The organism is Hydrogenophaga sp. GW101-3F08 (genome assembly GCF_059424585.1).
The window spans coordinates 289,875-309,086 of the sequence record NZ_JBWKZP010000004.1; the positions used below are offsets into that span (position 1 = coordinate 289,875).

General features: G+C 68.7%; 19 protein-coding genes. 10 read left to right on the forward strand and 9 right to left on the reverse strand.

Going from position 1 to position 19,212, the window contains the following annotated elements:
• Window positions 1-28 precede the first annotated feature (28 nt).
• The 4 genes from AC07YZ_RS13500 to AC07YZ_RS13515 all read right to left on the reverse strand — a co-directional run bounded on the left by AC07YZ_RS13500 (window position 29) and on the right by AC07YZ_RS13515 (window position 3,318).
• A complete protein-coding gene (locus AC07YZ_RS13500) occupies window positions 29-1,072 on the reverse strand; it encodes a LysR family transcriptional regulator (RefSeq protein ID WP_494795107.1) in 1,044 nt (347 codons plus the stop codon).
• Window positions 1,073-1,093: 21 nt separating this feature from the next.
• Complete coding sequence (gene cuyB / locus AC07YZ_RS13505; protein ID WP_494795108.1) at window positions 1,094-1,807, reverse strand: cysteate racemase; 714 nt, start codon at window positions 1,805-1,807, stop codon at window positions 1,094-1,096.
• Between the two features lie 159 nt (window positions 1,808-1,966).
• Window positions 1,967-2,317 carry a hypothetical protein gene (locus tag AC07YZ_RS13510; protein WP_494795109.1) on the reverse strand — a complete coding sequence of 117 codons (351 nt, stop codon included), beginning with the start codon at window positions 2,315-2,317 and terminating at the stop codon, window positions 1,967-1,969.
• Between the two features lie 56 nt (window positions 2,318-2,373).
• The gene (locus tag AC07YZ_RS13515; RefSeq protein WP_494795110.1) at window positions 2,374-3,318 is read right to left on the reverse strand and encodes a hypothetical protein; all 945 of its coding nucleotides are present in this window, start codon (window positions 3,316-3,318) and stop codon (window positions 2,374-2,376) included.
• A gap of 301 nt (window positions 3,319-3,619) precedes the next feature.
• On the opposite strand from AC07YZ_RS13515, the gene AC07YZ_RS13520 reads away from it, so the two are divergent.
• Window positions 3,620-4,333, forward strand: coding sequence for a Crp/Fnr family transcriptional regulator (locus AC07YZ_RS13520; protein WP_494795111.1), 714 nt, complete (start codon window positions 3,620-3,622; stop codon window positions 4,331-4,333).
• Here the strand turns inward: AC07YZ_RS13520 and AC07YZ_RS13525 are convergent.
• On the reverse strand, window positions 4,296-4,994 hold the full coding sequence (locus AC07YZ_RS13525) for an alpha/beta hydrolase (protein ID WP_494795112.1): 699 nt from the start codon (window positions 4,992-4,994) through the stop codon (window positions 4,296-4,298). The genes AC07YZ_RS13520 and AC07YZ_RS13525 overlap by 38 nt on opposite strands.
• Before the next feature lie 142 nt (window positions 4,995-5,136).
• Here AC07YZ_RS13525 and AC07YZ_RS13530 point away from each other — a divergent pair, with 142 nt between their 5' ends.
• Window positions 5,137-6,075, forward strand: a complete 939-nt coding sequence (locus AC07YZ_RS13530; RefSeq protein WP_494795113.1) for a SphA family protein — start codon at window positions 5,137-5,139, stop codon at window positions 6,073-6,075.
• A gap of 2 nt (window positions 6,076-6,077) precedes the next feature.
• On the opposite strand, the gene AC07YZ_RS13535 is transcribed toward AC07YZ_RS13530, so the two are convergent.
• A complete protein-coding gene (locus tag AC07YZ_RS13535) occupies window positions 6,078-7,220 on the reverse strand; it encodes a helix-turn-helix transcriptional regulator (protein ID WP_494795114.1) in 1,143 nt (380 codons plus the stop codon).
• Between the two features lie 149 nt (window positions 7,221-7,369).
• Here AC07YZ_RS13535 and AC07YZ_RS13540 point away from each other — a divergent pair, with 149 nt between their 5' ends.
• From AC07YZ_RS13540 to AC07YZ_RS13575, 8 genes are all read left to right on the forward strand, one after another.
• Window positions 7,370-9,028 carry an amidohydrolase gene (locus tag AC07YZ_RS13540; RefSeq protein WP_494795115.1) on the forward strand — a complete coding sequence of 553 codons (1,659 nt, stop codon included), beginning with the start codon at window positions 7,370-7,372 and terminating at the stop codon, window positions 9,026-9,028.
• Window positions 9,029-9,118: 90 nt separating this feature from the next.
• The gene (locus AC07YZ_RS13545) at window positions 9,119-10,177 is read left to right on the forward strand and encodes a CobW family GTP-binding protein (protein WP_494795116.1); all 1,059 of its coding nucleotides are present in this window, start codon (window positions 9,119-9,121) and stop codon (window positions 10,175-10,177) included.
• Between the two features lie 37 nt (window positions 10,178-10,214).
• On the forward strand, window positions 10,215-11,519 hold the full coding sequence (locus AC07YZ_RS13550; protein ID WP_494795117.1) for an ABC transporter substrate-binding protein: 1,305 nt from the start codon (window positions 10,215-10,217) through the stop codon (window positions 11,517-11,519).
• Between the two features lie 10 nt (window positions 11,520-11,529).
• The gene (locus tag AC07YZ_RS13555) at window positions 11,530-12,255 is read left to right on the forward strand and encodes an ABC transporter ATP-binding protein (RefSeq protein WP_494795118.1); all 726 of its coding nucleotides are present in this window, start codon (window positions 11,530-11,532) and stop codon (window positions 12,253-12,255) included.
• On the forward strand, window positions 12,242-12,940 hold the full coding sequence (locus tag AC07YZ_RS13560; RefSeq protein WP_494795119.1) for an ABC transporter ATP-binding protein: 699 nt from the start codon (window positions 12,242-12,244) through the stop codon (window positions 12,938-12,940). Before AC07YZ_RS13555 ends, AC07YZ_RS13560 begins: the two co-directional genes overlap by 14 nt.
• 1 nt (window position 12,941) lies before the next feature.
• Window positions 12,942-13,808 carry a branched-chain amino acid ABC transporter permease gene (locus AC07YZ_RS13565; protein WP_494795120.1) on the forward strand — a complete coding sequence of 289 codons (867 nt, stop codon included), beginning with the start codon at window positions 12,942-12,944 and terminating at the stop codon, window positions 13,806-13,808.
• The gene (locus AC07YZ_RS13570; RefSeq protein ID WP_494795121.1) at window positions 13,805-14,767 is read left to right on the forward strand and encodes a branched-chain amino acid ABC transporter permease; all 963 of its coding nucleotides are present in this window, start codon (window positions 13,805-13,807) and stop codon (window positions 14,765-14,767) included. The genes AC07YZ_RS13565 and AC07YZ_RS13570 overlap by 4 nt, the downstream gene beginning before the upstream one ends.
• The gene (locus AC07YZ_RS13575; RefSeq protein WP_494795122.1) at window positions 14,764-15,909 is read left to right on the forward strand and encodes an ABC transporter substrate-binding protein; all 1,146 of its coding nucleotides are present in this window, start codon (window positions 14,764-14,766) and stop codon (window positions 15,907-15,909) included. Before AC07YZ_RS13570 ends, AC07YZ_RS13575 begins: the two co-directional genes overlap by 4 nt.
• Here the strand turns inward: AC07YZ_RS13575 and AC07YZ_RS13580 are convergent.
• From AC07YZ_RS13580 to AC07YZ_RS13590, 3 genes are read right to left on the reverse strand one after another with little or no spacing between them, the layout of a single operon-like run.
• On the reverse strand, window positions 15,899-16,552 hold the full coding sequence (locus tag AC07YZ_RS13580) for an HAD family hydrolase (protein ID WP_494795123.1): 654 nt from the start codon (window positions 16,550-16,552) through the stop codon (window positions 15,899-15,901). The two genes, AC07YZ_RS13575 and AC07YZ_RS13580, sit on opposite strands and share 11 nt — an antisense overlap.
• Window positions 16,549-17,835 (reverse strand): Tm-1-like ATP-binding domain-containing protein, encoded by a 1,287-nt coding sequence (locus AC07YZ_RS13585; protein ID WP_494795124.1) that lies wholly within the window; start codon window positions 17,833-17,835, stop codon window positions 16,549-16,551. Before AC07YZ_RS13585 ends, AC07YZ_RS13580 begins: the two co-directional genes overlap by 4 nt.
• Window positions 17,832-19,196 carry an aminotransferase class III-fold pyridoxal phosphate-dependent enzyme gene (locus AC07YZ_RS13590; protein ID WP_494795125.1) on the reverse strand — a complete coding sequence of 455 codons (1,365 nt, stop codon included), beginning with the start codon at window positions 19,194-19,196 and terminating at the stop codon, window positions 17,832-17,834. The genes AC07YZ_RS13585 and AC07YZ_RS13590 overlap by 4 nt, the downstream gene beginning before the upstream one ends.
• Between the last annotated feature and the right edge of the window lie 16 nt (window positions 19,197-19,212).

Here is a 19,212-nt window from a genome sequence, read left to right on the forward strand (position 1 = left end):
TGTCCGGTGGTGAGGGTGGCGGGGAGGGTTAGCGGTTGCGCGTTCGGGCACTGCTGGCCTTGGGCGACGGGGACACTGCGGACGCGCGGCGGCTGGTGGGCGTGGCGCTTCGCAGATTCGGTGCGGCCGCGTGGTTGCCCAGCGCGACGGTGGGCGTGGGGATGCTGTGAAGCTCCATCCACTTCCAGAGTTGTTCGACGCGGGGCCGCGCCGGGCGGCTCAGGGTGGGGCGTTCGCGGTAGGCGCGGATGTGCATCTCCAGCTCCCACCCGCCTTCGAGCTTGCACAGGTCACCCCGCTCGACGTCGGCCGATGCGAGGCTGGCCGGCAGGAAGGCCACACCGTGGCCGGCGAGCGCCATGCGGCGCAGGCCCTCGGCCATGTCGGTGTCAAAGACCCGCTTGACGTAGGGCGAGGCCCGGCCCTGGCTCAGCGCGATGTCGGTCATGCGCGAAAGATAGGCGCTGGAGGTGTAGGCCAGGAACGGCACGGGCTTCTGCGGCTTGCCCGGCCAGTCGTGCCGGGGTCTGCCGTTTTCGCCACGCAGGGAATACGGCGCCAGCGATTCGGTGCCCAGGGTCAGGATCTCGTAGCGCTCGGGATCGAGCTGAACGGGTTGCTGGGGATGGTGGTAGCAGAAGAGGATGTCGCAGCCGCCCTCCACCAGCCACAGCACCACGTCGAGCACGTTGCCCGCGCGCAGCCGGCTTTCGATGGCCCCCACGGCGGCCTGGGCTCTCCCCAACCATTCGGGGAAAAAGCTCAGCGAGAGCGTGTGCGGAATGGCAAAGCCGATGGTTTCCTGCTTCTGGCCGGGCAGTTCGTTGGAGCTCAGGCGCAGATGGCCGATGCGGTTGAGCAGGTCCTGCGCCTGGGTGTAGAAGTGTTCGCCCGCCTGGGTCAACGACGGCGGATAGGTGGTGCGGTCCAGCAGGTCCATGCCCACCCAGGCCTCCAACGCCTGCACGCGGCGCGAGAAGGCCGGCTGGGTCACATGGCGCTGCTGCGCGGCACGCGAGAAGCTGCGCGTTTCCGCCAGCACGACGAAGTCTTCCAGCCAGGTGGTTTCCATGTTCAACGGCCTTTCAAGTGTTCAGACGCTGGGGATCGCACCGCCCGTGGCCCAGCGAACGGCCATGTGCGCCAAGGCATCGGTGGCGTCGATCAGGGGCACATGCAAGTTCCGGTCCGAGCGGGCCAGCGGCAACTCCGTGCACCCCAGAATGATCGCCCGGGCGCCCTGCTCCACCAGCGAATAGACCGCGGCATCGAGCAACTGGCTGGCGCGGGTCATGTCGTCGCTCTTGACGCAGCGGATGGCGGGCATCACGAACAGATCCACCACGTGCGCGGACGGCAGCACCCAGTGGATCTCCGGGTGGCGCGCGGCGTAGATGCCGCTGTTGAGGGTGCCGCTGGTGGCGAGCAGCCCCACCGGTTGGCCCCGCAGCGATGGCGAAAGCTGTTGCACCGCGGCATCCACGATGTGCAGCACGGGAATGTGAATGGCGCTGGCCACATCGTCGTACCACGCGTGGGCGGTGTTGCAGGGGATCACCAGGCCCTGGGCGCCCGAGCGCTGGATCATGAGCGCCGACTCGATCAACGCGGGCAGCGGCGACGGCCCCACACCGCTGAGCGCGTCCGAGCGGTCGGGCGTCTGCGATGAAAAGTGGACCACCAGGGGAATGTGTTCCTGGTCGCACGAGGCCGGCGTGGCCTGGGTCAACTTCCTCAAGAAATCGACCGTGGCCATGGGCCCCATGCCACCGAGAACCCCCAACGTCTGACGCATCATCAAAGCCATATAGAGCACCTGTTCAAGATGCGCCAGATGGTAGGTATGAGTCAGAACAACAGCCAATGCTTTCTGAGCATAGCCATGCAGAGCCACGACCCGCGATGCGGGTGGCGACACCCCATCAGCCAACCGCCACAGGGGGAGAACGGCCCTCGCGTCAGCGTGTCAGCCGACCTTGGCGGACAACACCTTCTTCACGGCTTCGGGCAGCGGGCCGAAGTGCTGCTCCATCTGCGGCTCCAGCCAGTTGACCACCAGATACCGCATCGCTTCGGGCTGGCGATGGAAGCCCGGCGCCGCGGCGGTCGATCGGGTTCTGGACCGGTCGCGGGCGACCGTCTGGGCCAGCCTTCGGATTCTGTGGGTGGCCGTGGTGGACACCCACTCCAGGTAACCCGGTGGGGGGTGGTTCCGGTAGGCACGGATGACCTCGAAAGTGAGATCGTCGAGCACGCCGACCACCAGGTTGTCCACGTCTCCCTTGAGCCGTTCCAGCATTTCGCGGGGCGTGGCCATCGGGTTCCTGCGGAAGTGCGCTGGCCCTTTGAGCGGTTTGAAGAGGCCGACCCGCATCACCACTCCGTCGTCGCCAGTCTGCGGTCTTCGATCTGCTGGCGACCGATCACCATGAGCTGCTCGGCGAGATCGACCGTGCGCGGTGCATCGGCTCCCAGACCGACCGCCAGTCGCATGAGCTCTCCGCAGGTGGCATCGATGGCCAGCTCCAGCGACGGCTCGTCGGCGCGGGACAGGTCGGGAAGCCCTTCGCCGCCACCCGAAAAATGGCGCGCCGCCAGCCAGGAAAACAGGGCATCGTTCAGGCGAAGCATCATCGGCACCGTTCGCCACGGCACGCCCAGCATGTTCCGGGGCTCGATGGCCGTTCCCGCCAGCAGCCCCAGGGCTTCGTCCAGCAGGCGGGCGTAGCGCAGCCGCCAGGCGCGCGTCGCCAACATCTGTTTGTAGTCCAGCCCCGAGGCCAGCACCAGCAGGGCACTGAGCTGCAGCAACAGGTGCCCCCACTGCACGGACTGCATGTCCGCGCAGAGTTCCACCTCGAACCCGGCCCGTTCCAGGCGGGACCGCCATTGGCGGATCTGCGGGGTGTCGCTCAGGTAGAGCTTGCGGTTCGTCTTGGCCGTCCGCCGCTGGCCCGAGGGCTGCGCCGGATCGAAGCCCATGACGCAGCGAATCCACCGAAGCTGGGGGGCCGCGTGGGCGGCCCACGCCAGGCGGCGGATGCCCGGTTGCAGCGCCACCACGGGCGTGGCTTTCGGCAGCAGACGCTGAAGCAGCATGGCCGACTCCAGGGTGTCGTCGGGGTCCACCGCGAACAACACGAGATCGGATCTGCCGGCCATGTGGGTACCGACCGGATGCGGCGCGCCATCGTCGAGCAGGCTTTTCAACTCCTGCACGAAGTCGACGCGGACCCCGCAGTTGCGCAGCGCTTCCCCGATATGGCGCGCTGGCGCTCCGGTGCCAACGACCAGCACGTTGGGAATGGGTTCTTCCATCGATTGAAGTCCGTCAAGTGGCAAACGTTTGCACGTGTGGATGCGGCTGGACATCGCGACGGTCATGTCGACGAGGCTTCGTCCGCCTGGATTCCGAGATGGCAAACACGTTCTCAGGCTGTCACAGGGCATGAGGCATCGCCTCGCCACCGTTCCAAGCAGGGGCCCGACTGTGCTCGAATTATTTTTGTTCGACTGTCAAACAATTGACAGTTTGTGGATAACTATTCATTAATATTAATATTTATCGGCGATCCGTGATGTTTGCCCATGATCGACACCCGCCCACGTTTTTCCACCCATGAAGTCCAGCCCTCTGCATCTCAAACTTCAAGCCGACAGGTGGTACCGGGCCTGCCCAGCCGAGTTGCAGGCGGCCCTGGTGAGGCTGTCGCGCCCCATGCGGTTGTCCGATGGCCAGGAACTCTTTCAGCGCGGTGAAGGAGGCAGCGGCCTCTGCTGCGTCATTGGCGGGGCGCTGCTGATCAGCAACGTGAACGCGGACGGCCGGGTGGCGGTGCTCTCTCAGGTGGAGCCCTGCCAGTGGCTGGGCGAGATTGCGACCCTGGACCGTGGCCCGCGCCACTTTTCCGCCCACGCCATCGGGAACACCGAGGTCCTCTTTGTGCCGGGGGACGCCCTGGAGTCCTGGCTCAACCAGCATCCGCTGTGCTGGCGGGACATCGGCATCCTGGCCTGCAGCAAGCTCCGGGTGGCGCTGGACTCGATCCAGGAGACGGTTTTCCTGTCGCTGGAGCAACGCATTCTCAAGCGCCTGGAGCGGGTGGCCACGGGGTACGGAAGCCGGATGACGCCCAGCCGGCGGGTCAAGGTGCCACAGGAAGTGATCGCCCAGATGATGGGCGTCAGCCGGCAGAGCACCAACAAGGCACTCAAAGCGCTGGAAGAGGTGGGCCTGATTTCACGCAGCTACGGGATGGTGGAGCTGCACAGCGGGGTTGCTGAAGTGCACAAGCTCAGCGCTGGCCCAGGCGAGCCACCAGCCAGCGGTTGAGATCCGCCGCTTCGTCCATGCAGACCTCGTGCCCCATGGGGTAGCTGTGCCAATCCACCGCGTATCCCAGAGCGGTCAGCAGGTCGCGCGTGCCGAGCCCGCGCTCGATCACCACCACCTCGTCGTATTCGCCGTGGGCCAGGAAGAGCGGCACGTCCGCGCCGGCGGCGCTGCGCTCGGCGGCGGTGGTCCCGGCCAGCGGCAGGTAGCCCGACAGGCCCACCAGACCCGCCAGACGCCGCGGCGCGCGCAAGCCAGCCAGCAGGGTCATGGCGCAGCCTTGCGAAAACCCCATGAGCACGGTGCGTTCGGGCGGCACGCCGCGCGCGGCCTCGCGGTCCAGCAACTGCTGCACGATGGCCTGTGAAGCGCGCAGCCCGGCCTCGTCTTCGCGGCGCGAGCCGTCGGGGCCGGGTGGGTGGATGTCGTACCAGGCGCGCATTTCGTAGCCGCCGTTGATCGTGACCGGGCGCACCGGCGCACTGGGGAATACGAAGCGCACCGGGCCGATGGCGGAGAGGTCCAGTTCCTGCGCGATCGGCACGAAGTCGCTGCCGTCGGCCCCCAGGCCGTGCAGCACCACGATGCTGGCCACGGGCTGGGCGGCGGGGTCACCGCCGGTGACGAGTTCACGAAGTTCGATGCGGTCAGAGGTGTTCATCGCACCAGCATAGCGCGCGCGGCATCCGCACAAACCCCCATGGGTCTCTATACCGTTTGGGAGGCGCCGCGGCGCACCCCGATCCCTACGCTTGTGGCTCAGATTCCGGTTCTTCCCACCCCTGACCCACGAGAGGCCTTTCATGTCCCCCACATCCCTCTGCATCCCGAAAATCCTGGTGTCGGCCGCGGCCCTCACCCTGGCCGGCGCGGCGCACAGCGTTGAAAGCGGCGCCCCCATCACGCCCTTCGGCATCTTCGAATTCGGCGCCGGCATGCTGCCGCCGCCCTCCGATGTGGCCACCGTGGGCATCCGCGGTGCCGCCTACAGCGCCAGCGAGCTGCGCGACACCCAGGGCAAGGTATCGCCCGTGGGCATCAAGCTCAAGGTGAACAGCGCTTCGCTGGCCATCATCAAGACCACCGACATTCCGCTGCTGGGCGGCAGCTACGGCTTCGCGGCGGTGGTGCCGTATCTGGACATGTCCAACCAGTTGCGCATTCCCACACCGGCTGGGCCCCTGCCGCTCAAGGGCACCAACGGCGCCGTGGGCGACGTGACCCTCACGCCGTTGATCGTCAAATGGACGCCCTCTCCGGGCCTCTTCGTCAACGGTCGCCTGGAGCTGCAACTGCCCACGGGCTCCTACAAGGCGGACCGAATCATCAACACCGGATCGAACCACTGGACCGCTTCGCCGGCACTGGCTTTCACCTACATCAATGCCGAAGGCTTCGAGGTCTCTTCGAACATCCAGCTCAACGTCCACGGCAAGAACAAGGACACGAACTACCGCTCGGGCATCGAGTACCAGCACGAGTTCGGGCTGGGCCAACACGTCGGCCCCTGGACGCTGGGCGTCGGCGGCTACCTGTACCAGCAGCTCACGGACGACAAGCAGAACGGCGCGAAATTCCAGGACGGCAACCGCTCACGCGTGATGGCCCTGGGCCCGGCGATCAGCTTCTTTGAACTGGGTTCGGACTGGCCCCTGATCTGGGCCCACGCCTACAAGGAGTTCGGTGCGCGCAACCGCAGCCAGGGCACCCAGTTCGCCGTGCGCGCGGCCTGGACCTTCTGAACTCAGCGCCCCCAGGCCTGACCGGAGCCCGACAGATGCGCTGCCGCCGACGACAGCACCAGCCGCACCAGATCGGACTGCCGACGCTGGCCGGTCTTGGTCTGGATCTGCTTGAGCTGCACCCGGGCCGTGCCCACGGAGACGCCGCGCTGCAAGGCGTAGTCTTCCACGGTGCTGCCGGTGGCAATGGCGCCCAGCAGGCGGGCCTCGGTCGGCGTCAGTCCAAACAGGCTCTCCAGCGCGCTCGCGGGCAGCTGCAGCACCTGGCTGGCCGAGGAGATCACCAGCATCAGCGCCGACGGATCGCCCGCCGCCTGCACGGCCACGTGCAAGGCCTGCGCGCCCTGCCCCACCCGCAGGTAGCCCACGCCCTGCCCCACGGCGCGCCGCGCCCGGGCCAGCTCGGCCAGCAGCCGCTGGGTCTCGGCCGGGTTGCGGCCGTTCAGGTGTTCGCCGCGCAGCGTCAGCGCCGCATCCGGCCCGAGCAGGCTCACGGCGCTGCGGTTGGACCATTGCACGCGGCCACTCTCGTCGCACAGCACGATGCCAAAGCACAGGCTGTCCATCAGTTCGCGCAGCCGGCCGTCGCGTTCGACGGAGGCCTGCAACTGGTCGGTGAGCAAAAAGGCCTGCCCCAGGTGGGGCGCCAGATCGGCCAGGCGGTTGACGTGCTGTTCGTTGAAGTCGCTCGTGTCCTGCACCGCTCGGTGCAGGGCCAGCCCCAGGTACACGCCGCGCCCCACGTCCTGCAGGGTACCCAGGAAGCGGCCCAACCCCAGGGTGGCCAGGCGCTGCTGCAGCATGGGTCGGGCTTCGTCGTCGGGATCGAAGAGCGTTTCGTCCCAGGCCACGCGGTCCAGCCCGCGCAGCACACGCCGGTGGTCCAGCCGCGGGTTGTCGCCATCGGCCACACCATCGGGCTCCATCACCCAGCGCGAGAGGGTGCGCGAGTCGCGTGCCGACCAGAGGATGCGGGCGCGCCCCTCTTCAAAACGAAAGGCCTGCACCACCGCGGAACAGGCCCCGGTGGACGCGCACAGCCGGTCCAGCGACTGCACCCAGCGCGAAGGCTGGGCCGCGCTGGCGTACAGGTCCAGCAGCAGTTCGTCGGGCTTGCTCAGTTGAGCCGAGGGGCCATTCCACATATCGGTCTTTCGACGCCCAGCGTCATCGGTTCACACACGTTGGCCATGACCGGCCAGACAACTTCCTCCCCGCTGACCAGCGTAGCGAGCACCGCGCCGTTTGCAACGGTGGATTCCCTCGTTCCATTTCACCCCCCAGAGCCTCGCCCATGAGCACCGACACCACCACCCTGCCGACCCTGATCCTTCACCACCCGCGCATCTGCACCCTGGCGGCCGACCGCCCCTGGGTAGAAGCAATTTCCGTGCGCGAAGGCCGCATCGTTGCCGTGGGCACGCTGGACGAAGCCCGCGCCGCGCTGCCCGGTGCGCCGGTGGTGGAGCTGCCGGGCGAGATGGTGGTGCCCGGCCTGCTGGACGTGCACAACCACTTCGTCTGGGCCGGGCGGGCCGAGCTGTACGAGGTGTTCGTGCCGCCCGTCTTCAGCCTCGACCAGGTGCTGGACGCGGTGCGCGAAGCCGCCGCCGGCAAGGGCCCCGGTGAGTGGATCGTGGGTGGCATCTGGGGCTCGTCGCTGATCGGCCAGATCGACCGCGCCGCGCGCCTGCGCCTGGACGAGGCCGCCGGCGGGCGCCCGGTGATGCTGCGCGACGACTCGCACCACAACCGCTTTGTGAGCACGGCCGCCCTGAAGGCGGCGGGCATTCACCGCGACACACCCGACCCGCTCAACGGAACCATCGTGCGCGACGCCGTCACCGGCGAGGCCACCGGCCTGCTGCTGGAGGCGGCCTGCGGCCTGGTGGAGCTGGCCGTGGCCCGCGCCATCGAGGCCGCGCCCCACCTGGACGTGCAAGCCGCCGCCCACGCGGTGAAGCGGCTCAACGCCTGCGGCGTGACGGGCATGCAGGAAGCGCTGACCACGCGCGCCGTGATGCGCGCCCTGAAGACACTGGACGACGAAGGACGCCTGAGCGCCTGGGTGGTGGGCTCGCTGCCCATGACCGAAGCGCCGCTGGCCCCGGGCGAGATGCCCGAAGAACTGCTGGCCATGCGCAACGACTTCCGCTCCCCTCATTTCATGCCCGACGCCGGCAAGATCTTCCTCGACGGCGTGCCCACCGCACGCACCGCCGCCATGCTGGAGCCCTACCTGCCCGACGCGGTACACGGCTGCTGCTTCCGGGGCGGCACCACGCTCACCGTGCCGCAACTGGCCAAGGTGCTGGCGGACTGCGAGCGGCGCGGCACCCGGGTGAAGATCCACTGCACCGGCGACGCCTCCACACGCGCCGCGCTCGACGCCATCGACGTGCTGCGCAGCTTCAACGGCCCGGGGCTGCAGCACCACATCGCGCACGCCAGCTTCATCGACCCGGCCGAGATTCCGCGCTTTGCCGAACTGAATGTGGTGGCCGACCTGTCGCCGCCGCTGTGGTTCCCGAGCGTGATCATCGAGGCCATCCGCGCCACGGTGCCACAACCACTGGTGGACCGCATGGCACCGATCCGCTCGCTGCTCGACGCCGGCGCCCTCATCGCCGGTGGCTCGGACTGGCCCGTGGTGCCCGACCCCAGCCCCTGGCCCGCCATGCAGGGCATGGTGACGCGCCGCGACCCCAGCGGCCGGCTCGAAGGCGCGCTCTGCCCCGAGCAGGCCATCGGGGTGGAAGACGCCCTGCGCGCCTACACCATCAACGCGGCCCAGGCCATCGGGCTGGGCGATCGCACGGGCTCGATCGAGGTCGGCAAGTCGGCCGACCTCGCCGTGCTGGACCGGCGGCTCTTCAGCATCGATCCCGCCGAACTGGGCCAGACGCGGGTGCTGCAGACCTGGTTCGAAGGCCGCTGCGTGCACGAGAAATGAAACACCCCCGCCGCGCTGCGCGCGACCCCCTCAAGGGGGCTGCACCCTTTCATGCATCGGGGTGGCGCTCCGACGCCATGGAGAGCTGATATGAACGACCCACGCCTGCCGGTCACCGTGCTCACCGGCTTCCTCGGCAGTGGCAAGACCACGCTGCTGCAGAACCTGATGCAGCGCGCCGAGTGGAAGGACACGGCCGTGATCATCAACGAGCTGGGCGAGACCGGGCTGGACCACCTGCTGGTGCAGCATGTGGCGCCCTATGTGCGCTTGCTGCAGAGCGGTTGTCTGTGCTGCTCGGTGCGCGATGACCTGACACTCACCCTGGCCGACCTGCACGCGCGCCGCGCGCGTGGCGAGCTGCGCTTCGAGCGCGTGGTGGTGGAGACCACCGGCCTGGCCGACCCCATGCCGGTGTTGCACACGCTGGCCACGCACCCGGACACCGCGCGCCACTTCCGGCTGGCCGGTGTGGCCACGGTGGTGGACGCCCACAACGGCTTCGCCACGCTCGACCAGCATGAGGAAGCCCGGCGCCAGGTCGCCGTGGCAGACGCCTTGCTGCTGGCCAAGACCGACCTGACGCCACTGGGTGCGCTGGAGCTGCTGGAGCAGCGCCTGGCGCGCCTCAACCCCAGCGCGCCCCAGCACCGCGTGACCCACGGCGCGCTGCGCTCGGAGCACCTGCTCCAGTTGGAGAACCCGTTTCTTTCGAAGCCGCAGCAGCGCCTGGGCGAGCCCCCTCACAGCGGCACCACCTGGCTGCTGCGCGGCACCGGATCGCGGACCGAGTCGGTCTTCGTGCGCTCGCTTAAGCCCCACGCCAGCGACATCCAGACCCTGTGCCTGACGGTGGACGAGCCGTTCGAGGCCGAGACCTTCCAGCACTGGCTCGCCCTGCTGACCGCCCTGCGCGGCGAACGCCTGCTGCGCTTCAAGGGCTTGATCCACATCGCCGAAACCCCCGACCACCCCCTGGTGGTGCACGCCGCGCAGCACCTGGTGCACCCGCCGGTGCCCTTGCCCGCCTGGCCCGACGCCGAGCGCCGCTCGCGGCTGGTGTTCATCACCCAGGGCATGGAGCCCGGGCTCATCGAAAACACCCTTCTGAAATTCACCGGCGCCCGCGCCACCCCCTCAGCTTTCTGACCCCCGCCCTCACCCACCACGCTTCCGGAGCACCACCATGAATCACCTGACCGCCCTGCACCCCTCCGCGCCACCCCGCCGCGATTTCCTGAAGACCTCGGTGGCGCTGACCGCCGCCAGCGCCCTGCCGGGCTTCGCCATCGCGCAGACCAAGCCACTGCGCATCGGCTACATCACCGCGCTGTCCGGCCCGCGCGCGCCCTTCGGCGTGGCCGATCAGTGGCACCTGGCCAAGGTGCGCGAACTGCTCAAGAACGGCCTGGAGGTGGGTGGCAAGCGCGTGCCGGTGGAGATCCTGCTGCGCGACAACCAGTCCGACCCCAACCGCTCGGTGCAGGTGGCCAGCGAGCTGGTGCTGCGCGAGAAGGTGGACCTGATGCTGGTGGAAGACGGCGACGCCTCCACACCCGCCGGCCAGCTCTGCGATGTGCACGGCATCCCGATGATCAGCACCATGTCGCCCTGGCAGGCCTTTCTGTTCGCGCGCAACGGCAAGGTCAGCAAGGGCTTCCCCTTCTCGTTCCACTTCTTCTGGGGCGCGGACGATGTGGTCAAGACCTTCACCGCACTGTGGGACAGCGTCAAGACCACCCAGTCGGTCGGCACGCTCTACATCGACAACCCACCCGGGGCCGCCTTCGCCGACCCGCTGATGGGCATGCCGCCCGCGCTGCGCAAGGCCGGTTACCGCGAGTCCACCGGTGGCTTCTTCAAGGTCGCCACCGACGACTTCAGCAACCCCATCGCGAGCTTCAAGAAGGCCAACGCCGACATCGTCTCGGGCTTCATGTACGAGAGCCACTTCGCCACCTTCTGGAAACAGGCGCAGCAGCAAGGCTTCAAGCCCGAGGTCTGCACCGTGGCGGCGGCCTTCCTGTTCCCCAGCGCGCTAAAAGGTCTGGGCGCGGCGGGCAACGGCATGTCCACCGAGGTCTGGTGGACGCCCAGCTTCCCCTACCGCTCCTCGCTCACCGGACAGAGCGCCGCCGACTTCGCGGCCGAATGGGAAAAGGGCACCGGCAACCAGTGGACGCAACCGCTGGGCTACGCGCACGCCCTGTGGGAAGTGGGCCTGCACGCGCTCAAGACCGCGGGCGACCCGTTCGACCGCAAGGCCGTGCGCGACGCGATCCAGGCCACCAGCATCGACACCATCGTCGGCAAGGTGGACTTCAAGAACAGCCCGATCAAGAGCGTGGCCAAGACCGCGCTGGCCGGTGGCCAGTGGCGCCGCACCGCCGCCGGCGCGAAACACCCGTTCGAACTGGTGGTGGTGAACAACGCGCTGGCGCCGGCCATCCCGCTGGGTGGCAAGCTCGAACGGCTCTCGCAGCTCCAGTGAGGCCCACCCCATGAGCTTGGAAGTCAGGGGCCTGTGCAAGGCCTATGGCCAGATGGTGGTGGCCGACGGGATCGAGATCGATCTGTCGGTCGGCCAGTGCCTGGGCGTGATCGGTCCCAACGGGGCCGGCAAGAGTTCGCTGTTCCACCTGATCACGGGCACCGTGGCGGCGGACGCGGGTCACATCGCGCTGGACGGCAAGGCGCTGTCGGGCCTGCCGGTCCACCAGCGCGCCCGGCTCGGGGTGGCGCGTGCCTTTCAGGTGCCGCAACCCTTTGGCAATCTGCGGGTGTTTGACAACGCCCTGGCTGCGGCCACCTTCGCCGGGGGCCTGCGCGGTGAAGCCGCCGCCCAGGCCGCGAGCGAGGCGCTGCGCCGCTGCGGGCTGGAGGCCATGGCGCACAAGACCGCCGGCGCCCTGCCCCTGCTGGACCGCAAGCGCCTGGAGATGGCCAAGGCCGTGGCCTCGCAGCCGCGCCTGCTGCTGCTCGACGAGGTGGCCGGCGGCCTGACCGAGCGCGAGGTGCACCAGATGGTGGACCTGGTGCACGAGCTCAAACAACGCTACGCCGTGATCTGGATCGAACACATCGCCCAGGCGCTGCGCGCGGTGGCCGACCGCATCATGGTGTTGCACTTCGGCCGCAAGCTGCTGGAGGACACCCCCGCCGAGGTCATGGACAGCGCCATCGTGCGCGAAATCTACATGGGGGTGCCCGCCAATGCCGCTGCTTGAAGTGGACAACGTCGACGTCTTCTACGGCGACTTTCAAGCGATCTCGGGCGTGGGCCTGGCGCTGGAGACCGGCGAGGTGCTGGCCCTCATCGGCGCCAACGGCGCGGGCAAGACCACGCTGCTGCGCACGCTCACCGGTCTGCACCAGCCACGCCGCGGCCGCATCCGCTTTGACGGTGCCGACGTGACCGGCCTGCCCGCCGAAGCCCTGGCCCGCCGGGGCATCGCCATGGTGCCCGAGGGCCGCATGCTGTTTCCCTCGCTCACGGTGCAAGAGAACCTGCAGATGGGCACGCTCACCCGCCGCTCTGGCGTCTGGACGCTGGACGCCGTGTACGAGGTGTTCCCGGTGCTCAAGGAGCTGCGCCAGCGCAACGCCATGCAGCTCTCGGGCGGACAGCAGCAGATGGTGGCCATCGGCCGCGCGCTGCTGAGCAACCCGCGCCTGCTGATCTGCGACGAGCTCTCGCTGGGCCTGGCGCCGCTGATCGTGGAAGAGATCTACCGCACCTTCGAACGCATCCGTGGCGCGGACCTGTCCATCGTGCTGGTGGAGCAGGACGTGGCCCGCGCCTGTGCGGTGTCCGACCAGGTCACCTGCCTGCTCAAGGGCCAGGTCACGCTGCAGGGCGCCAGCCGGGACATCGCGCTCGCGCAAGTGACCGCAGCCTATTTTGGGGAATGACATGGACTGGCTATCGACCTTGATCAACGGCCTGCTGCTCGGCGGCCTGTACGCGCTCTTCGGCCTGGGCCTGGCGCTGGTGTTTGGCGTGATGCGGGTGGTGAATCTGGCGCACGGCGAATTCATCGTGCTCGGCGCCTACGCCGGCTTCTTTCTGGTGGGCTGGTTCAGCGCCGTGCCGGTGTGGGCCATGCTGATCCCGGTGGTGCTGATCGGCTACGGCTTCGGCTGGCTGCTGCAGGCCACGCTACTCAACCGCGCGGTGCGTTCGGGCAACGTGCTCACGCCACTGGTGCTGACCTTCGGCCTCTCGGTGCTGCTGCGCAACGGCATGGTGGAAGTCTTTGGCGCCGACTCGCGCGCGGTGGACGCGGGCGCGCTGGGCAGCGCGAGCATGGACCTGCTCGGCATCTCGGTGGGCGTGTACCCGGTGCTGATGCTGCTGCTGGCGCTGGCCCTGTTCGCCAGCCTGCAATGGGTGCTGCAACACACCGAGTTCGGCCGCACGGTGCGCGCCACCGCCGATTTCCCGGACGTGGTGCGGCTCATGGGCGTGAAGCCCGAGCGCGTGTTCTGCCAGGTGATGGGGCTGGCGGCGGCCTTCGCCATGGGCGCGGGCTACCTGCTGGCACAGCGCACGCTGTTCACGCCGTTCTCGGGCGTGGAGCGCATGCTGGTGGCGTTCGAGGTGGTGATCATTGGCGGTCTGGGCTCGTTCTGGGGCGCCATCGCGGGTGGCCTGGTGCTGGGTGTGGCCCAGCTCTTCGGCCAGCGCATCGATTCCAACGCCGGCTCGCTCTACGCGCACCTGCTGTTCCTGGTCACGTTGATGGTTCGCCCCAAGGGACTGGCTGGAGGCCGCGCATGAAACGCCTGACAACCAACGACTGGTTTCCCCTGGCCTGGACCCTGCCCTGCGCCCTGGCCGCCTGGCTGGCGCCGCACTGGCTGGACGCGGGCCTGATGCGCCTGGCCAGCGAGGTGCTGCTGGCCATCTGCATGGCGCAGATGTGGAACCTGCTGGCCGGCTACGGCGGCCTGATGTCGCTGGGCCACCAGCTGTTCATCGGCGTCGGCGCCTACGCACTGTTCGATCTGGCGCAGCGCACCGGCGTCTCGCCCTACTGGCTGCTGCCGCTCACCAGCTTGGCCGGCGCGCTGTGCGCGGCGCTGATCGCACCCGCCCTGTTCCGCCTGCGCGACGCCTACTTCGCCATCGGCATCTGGGTGGTGGCCGAAGTCGTGGCGTTGCTGGTCTCGAAGACATCGGCGCTCGGTGGCAGCGCGGGCCTGACGCTGGACATGTCGGCGCTCGAAGACATCGAGCTCTTCGGGCAGATGAGCTTCTGGCTCGCCTGCGCGCTGGGCATCGTCTCGGTGGCCGGCCTGCAGCTGCTGATGCGCTCGCGCCTGGGCCTGGCCATGACCGCCGTGCGAGACAACGAGGTGGCCGCGCGCAGCGTGGGCATCGACGTGCAGCGCGTGCGCCTGATCGCCTTCGTCATCTCCGGCGGCATGAGCGCGCTGGCGGGCGCGGTGTATTTCATGGGTGGCATGTTCCTCGCGCCCAGTGCGGCCTTCGACGTCAACTGGGTCGTGATGATGCTGTTCGCCACACTCATCGGCGGTATCGGCAGCATCGGCGGCCCGGTCATCGGCGTGCTGATCTGGTTCGGTCTGCGGGAGGTGCTGGCCACGTCGCTGGGCATCTCCGGTGGCTGGTACCTGATCGCGATGGGCGCCGTGGCCGTGGTGGTCAGCCTCTATGCGCCGCGCGGCCTGCTGGGCCTGCGCCTCCCGGCATCGGCCAAAAGGGCGGCTTCATGAAACACCATGCCCTGGTCGTGGCCCTGGCCTCGGCGCTGGCTGCGGCCCATCCCCTGCACGCCCAGGAGAGCGACCAAGGCCCGATCGTGGTGGGCGCCGTGAGCAGCCTCACCGGGCCGGGGGCCTCGGACGCCAGCACCCAGGCGGCCCGGATGTATTTCGACGCTGTCAACGCCGCCGGTGGCATCCAGGGCCGGCGCATCGAATACCGCGTGATCGACGACCAGATGCATCCCACCAAGGCACAGCAGGCGGCCACCCTGCTGGCGGGTGACCCTCGCGTGATCGCACTCGTCGGCGGGTCCAGCGTGCTCGAATGTGCGGTGAACCAGCAACGCTACGCCACGGCCGGTCTGTTCAACCTGCCCGGCGGCGGGGTCGACCCGGCGTGTTTCGCATCGACCCACATCGCCCCGGTGAACACGGGCCCCTATGTGGCCACCGCGACGGCCCTCACGTTCGCGCACACGGTGCTGCGCCACGAGCGCATCTGCGTCGTCTCGCCCGCGCTGCCGGGCATGACCGAGGCCTTCGAGAAAACGGTCAAGGACTGGACGCAGCGCTCGAAAGCGCCCGCGCCTTCACTGGACGTGTACCGGCTCGAAGACCCGTTGCCCCCGCTGGTGCAGCGGGTGGCGGCCCGCCAGTGCCAGGCCATCGTGTACACCGGCCCCGGCGGCCCCGCCATCGGCTGGGTGCTGGCCAGCCGCCAGGTGATGCCCAAGGTCCCGGTGGTGATGCTCACCTCCGCCTACACCTCGCAGGCGGCCAAGGCACTGGCGAATGCGGGCGATGGCCTCTACGCCATGGCCGAGTTCGACCCATGGTCCAGCGGCTCGCTGCAGATCATGGGCTGGCGGCGCCTGTTGATCGCCCGCCAGATCGAGCCCAGTTCGCTTTCGCAGGGCGGCCACATCGCGGCGCAGGTGCTGGTAAACACGCTGCAGGGCATGCGCGGCCCCATCCACCGGGCCAGCGTGTCTCAAGCCCTTGAGACCATGGCGCCCTGGCGCAGCGGCATGATGGACCAACCCTTCAAGGTCGGCACCAACGGGCAGCACCAGCTCAACCGCAGCGCGCTGCCGATGAAGCTGGAAGCGGGCAGGTGGCGCATCGCCCACGCCCGGTGGATCAGCGACTGATCCCCAACAGTCTCCGGGCCATCGCAAACGACGTGGCCGGCTGCAGCACATCGAAATGCACCACCCGCATGCCGGCCTTCACGCCGCCGTCGGCGTTGCGCTTCTGGTCATCGACGAACACACATTCGCCAGCGGGCAGCCCCAGCGCCTCGGTCACGGCCGCGTAGGCGCGCGGGTCGGGCTTGAGGATGCCGGTGTAGGTGGCGTCCACGATCACGTCGAACATCTGCAGCAGCGGCAGGCGCTTGCGGAAATCGGCGCCGTAGAACAGGTCCAGCTCGTTGGAGAGGATGGCCAGGCGCTTGCCGGCGGCTTTGGCTGCCTCGATGGTGGCCACCGCCTCGGGGCGGATCACGGCCTCCACGTCGGCGCCGCGTGCGCGCTGCACGAAGGTTTCCATCGAATCCCACTCTTCGCCAACGAGACGGCCGACCTCGCGGGTGCGGGCCATCCAGTAGTCGCGCTCGCTGAGCTTGTCGGCCTGCATGTCCTGCCACAGCGGATCGGTCGAAGGGTCGAAGGGACCGCGCCAGGTCAGCGTGCCGGGCGCCAGGCCCAGCGCCTGTTCGGTCAGGGGGTGGGTTTCAAACAGCATGCGGCTGATAACGCCGCCGAAATCGAGCACCAAGGCTTGCGCGGTCATGCGGTCTTCCTTGCTTCAGCGGCATCCACCACCCCGGCAGGCACCAGCCCAGCCGCCACCCAGGCGTCGAACACCTTGAGCGCGGCCTGCACGAAGGCCTCGTCGTTGATGTGCGCGTCCACCGGCTGGAACACGGTGTTGGGCGAGACCACGTGGCACATCTCGTCCACAAAGGCTTTCAGGCCCTCGGGGTCGTGCAGGGCCTCGCCGGGCCGGTCCCACTGCTCCACGCCACCCGTGGGCAGCAGCAGGCAGGTGGGGCCGGTGGCTTCGGCCAACCGGTCGCTGATGGCGCGCGCCACGCTGCGGCGCATGTCGTGGTCCACGCAGACCGAGGCGATCAGGCGGTTGTGGTCGTGCACGGCGCGGCCAGAGAAGCGTTCGGGGCAGCGCGTCCAGGCGGCGAAGTCCACCATGTCGGTGGCGCCGGGCGCCACGATCTGCGGCACACCGGCGCGGCCCGCGCCCAGCAGGCGCTCACTGCCCGCGCTCACACAGCTGCCGGCGAGATCGTTCACCAGTTCCTGCAGGCTGAAGTCCATGACCGCGGCGAAGTAGCCCCGGCGCGCGAGATCTTCAAAGGCCCGACCACCCATGCCGGTGGTGTGGAACACCGCCAGCTCGTAGCCGCGCGCTTCGAGTGCCGGCTTGAGCTTCTTCATGTAGGACAGCGCACTGCTGCCCAGCGAGGTCATGCCCACCACGGGGCGCGGGTCGGCGTCGACCCGGCGCGCCTGGCAGGCGCCCACCACCGCGCCCGCGGCCTGGCTCAGCGCCGACTTGCACAGGCGGTTCAGACCATACAGACCACCGGCCCACAGCCGCATGATCAGGTCGGGCGGGATGCGGTCGGGCGGGATCAGCGGCGAATACGCGATGGTGGAGAGCACCACCTTCGGGCAGCCCAGCGGCAGGCGGTTGGTCACGTCCAGCGCGAGGTCGGTGCCCATGGTGCCGCCCAGGGCCAGCAGGCCGTCGAAACGGCCTTCGAGGTACCACTGGTTGGCGATCAACGCGGCGCCGTCGGCCATGAGTTTCATGGAGGTGTTTTCGTCGCCGGTTTCCATCACCTGCTGCAGCGTCACGCCCGCGGCGGCGGCCACCTCGGTGTTGAGGATGTCGGGCGTGAAGCCGCCCCGGCCGAGCACGCCCACGTCCATCACCAGGGCCGTGCCGCCGCAGTGTTCGACCGACTCGCGCAGGAAGGCGATCTCGTCGCTCTTGGTGTCGACCGTGCCGATCAGCAGGATGACCGGCGGGCGGCCGGCTCTGGTGGGGCTCACAGCGTCGCCTCCACCGCCGCGAACGACGCCTCCAGCACGTCGCACAGGTGGTTCACCTCGTCGGCCGAGATCACCAGCGGCGGCGAGAGGATGAGGTTGGGGCCGGAGATGCGCACCATCAGGCCGCGCTGGTAAGCCTCTTTCGCCACCCGCGCCGGGATGTCGCTGCTGCGCGGCATGGGCGTGCGCAGGGCCTTGTCGTCCACCATCTCGATGCCCAGCATCAGGCCGACACCGCGCACGTTGCCCACGAAGCTGCCGGTCTGCTCCAGTTTGCGCAAGCGCTCCTGCATCACGGCGCCCACGCGGCCCGCGTTGCCCGGCACGTCCAGCCGTTCGATTTCGTCCAGCGTGGCCAGCGCGGCGGCGGCACCCACCGGGTGCGCGCTGTAGGTGTAGCCGTGGCCGACGGCGGCCTGGCCGGTCTTGTCGTCGTCGAACACTTTCGCCACCTTGGCCGAGATGGCCGTGGCGCCCAGCGGCACATAGCCCGAGCTGATGCCCTTGGCCAGGCACCACAGGTCCGCGTTCACGCCCCACAGCCGGGTGCCGAACAAATGGCCGGTGCGGCCGAAGCCGGTGACCACCTCGTCGGCGATCAGCAGCACGCCGTGTTTGTCGCAGATCTTGCGCACCAGGGGCCAGTAGTTGGCCGGCGGCACGATCACGCCGCCCGCGCCCTGCACCGGTTCGGCGATGAAGGCGGCCACGGTGTCTGGCCCCTGGAACACGATCTCGCGCTCCAGCAGCTCGGCGCAGATCTCGCCCAGCTCCAGCGGGTCGTCGGTGTAGGGGTTGCGGTAGAGCCAAGGCGTGTCGATGTGGAAGCAACCGGGTAGCAGCGGCTCGTAGGCGCGGCGGAAGTTGGTGTTGCCGTTGACGCTCATGCCGCCGAAGTGCACGCCGTGGTAGCCCTGGCGCAGGCTGATGAACTTGAAACGGTCTTTCTCGCCGCGCAGCTTGTGGTACTGGCGCGCCAGCTTGAGCGCGGTCTCCACCGCGTCGGAGCCACCGCTGGAAAACATGACGCTGGCCACGCCATCGGGCTCCATCAGCTTCACCAGCCGGGCCGAGAGCTCGATGGCGCGCGGGTGCGAGGTGCCGCGGAAGGTGTTGTAGAAGGGCAGCTCGTCGAGCTGGGCCACGATGGCGTCGCGCACCGCCGTGGCGCTGTGGCCGAGGTTGCTGGCCCAGAGGCCGCCCACGCCGTCCAGCAGCTTGTGGCCATCCACGTCCCAGATCCAGCAGCCTTCGCCGCGCGCCACGATGTCGGGCTTGGTCTTCTTCATGGCCGCCGGGTGCGCCATGGGGTGCCAGAGGAACTCGGCGTTGTCGGCTTTGAGTTGTTCGATGCTGTTCATGTGATGTGCTCCCGGG

What these genes read in the sequence shown, in the direction of transcription:
- AC07YZ_RS13590 (WP_494795125.1), bottom strand. Translation starts at nt 19,196, where the DNA reads ATGAACAGCATCGAACAACTCAAAGCCGACAACGCCGAGTTCCTCTGG.
- AC07YZ_RS13560 (WP_494795119.1), top strand. Translation starts at nt 12,242, where the DNA reads ATGCCGCTGCTTGAAGTGGACAACGTCGACGTCTTCTACGGCGACTTT.
- AC07YZ_RS13565 (WP_494795120.1), top strand. Translation starts at nt 12,942, where the DNA reads ATGGACTGGCTATCGACCTTGATCAACGGCCTGCTGCTCGGCGGCCTG.
- AC07YZ_RS13530 (WP_494795113.1), top strand. Translation starts at nt 5,137, where the DNA reads ATGTCCCCCACATCCCTCTGCATCCCGAAAATCCTGGTGTCGGCCGCG.
- AC07YZ_RS13540 (WP_494795115.1), top strand. Translation starts at nt 7,370, where the DNA reads ATGAGCACCGACACCACCACCCTGCCGACCCTGATCCTTCACCACCCG.
- AC07YZ_RS13515 (WP_494795110.1), bottom strand. Translation starts at nt 3,318, where the DNA reads ATGGAAGAACCCATTCCCAACGTGCTGGTCGTTGGCACCGGAGCGCCA.
- AC07YZ_RS13555 (WP_494795118.1), top strand. Translation starts at nt 11,530, where the DNA reads ATGAGCTTGGAAGTCAGGGGCCTGTGCAAGGCCTATGGCCAGATGGTG.
- AC07YZ_RS13550 (WP_494795117.1), top strand. Translation starts at nt 10,215, where the DNA reads ATGAATCACCTGACCGCCCTGCACCCCTCCGCGCCACCCCGCCGCGAT.
- AC07YZ_RS13580 (WP_494795123.1), bottom strand. Translation starts at nt 16,552, where the DNA reads ATGACCGCGCAAGCCTTGGTGCTCGATTTCGGCGGCGTTATCAGCCGC.
- AC07YZ_RS13570 (WP_494795121.1), top strand. Translation starts at nt 13,805, where the DNA reads ATGAAACGCCTGACAACCAACGACTGGTTTCCCCTGGCCTGGACCCTG.
- AC07YZ_RS13520 (WP_494795111.1), top strand. Translation starts at nt 3,620, where the DNA reads ATGAAGTCCAGCCCTCTGCATCTCAAACTTCAAGCCGACAGGTGGTAC.
- AC07YZ_RS13500 (WP_494795107.1), bottom strand. Translation starts at nt 1,072, where the DNA reads ATGGAAACCACCTGGCTGGAAGACTTCGTCGTGCTGGCGGAAACGCGC.
- AC07YZ_RS13510 (WP_494795109.1), bottom strand. Translation starts at nt 2,317, where the DNA reads ATGGCCACGCCCCGCGAAATGCTGGAACGGCTCAAGGGAGACGTGGAC.
- cuyB (WP_494795108.1), bottom strand. Translation starts at nt 1,807, where the DNA reads ATGGCTTTGATGATGCGTCAGACGTTGGGGGTTCTCGGTGGCATGGGG.
- AC07YZ_RS13535 (WP_494795114.1), bottom strand. Translation starts at nt 7,220, where the DNA reads ATGTGGAATGGCCCCTCGGCTCAACTGAGCAAGCCCGACGAACTGCTG.
- AC07YZ_RS13525 (WP_494795112.1), bottom strand. Translation starts at nt 4,994, where the DNA reads ATGAACACCTCTGACCGCATCGAACTTCGTGAACTCGTCACCGGCGGT.
- AC07YZ_RS13545 (WP_494795116.1), top strand. Translation starts at nt 9,119, where the DNA reads ATGAACGACCCACGCCTGCCGGTCACCGTGCTCACCGGCTTCCTCGGC.
- AC07YZ_RS13575 (WP_494795122.1), top strand. Translation starts at nt 14,764, where the DNA reads ATGAAACACCATGCCCTGGTCGTGGCCCTGGCCTCGGCGCTGGCTGCG.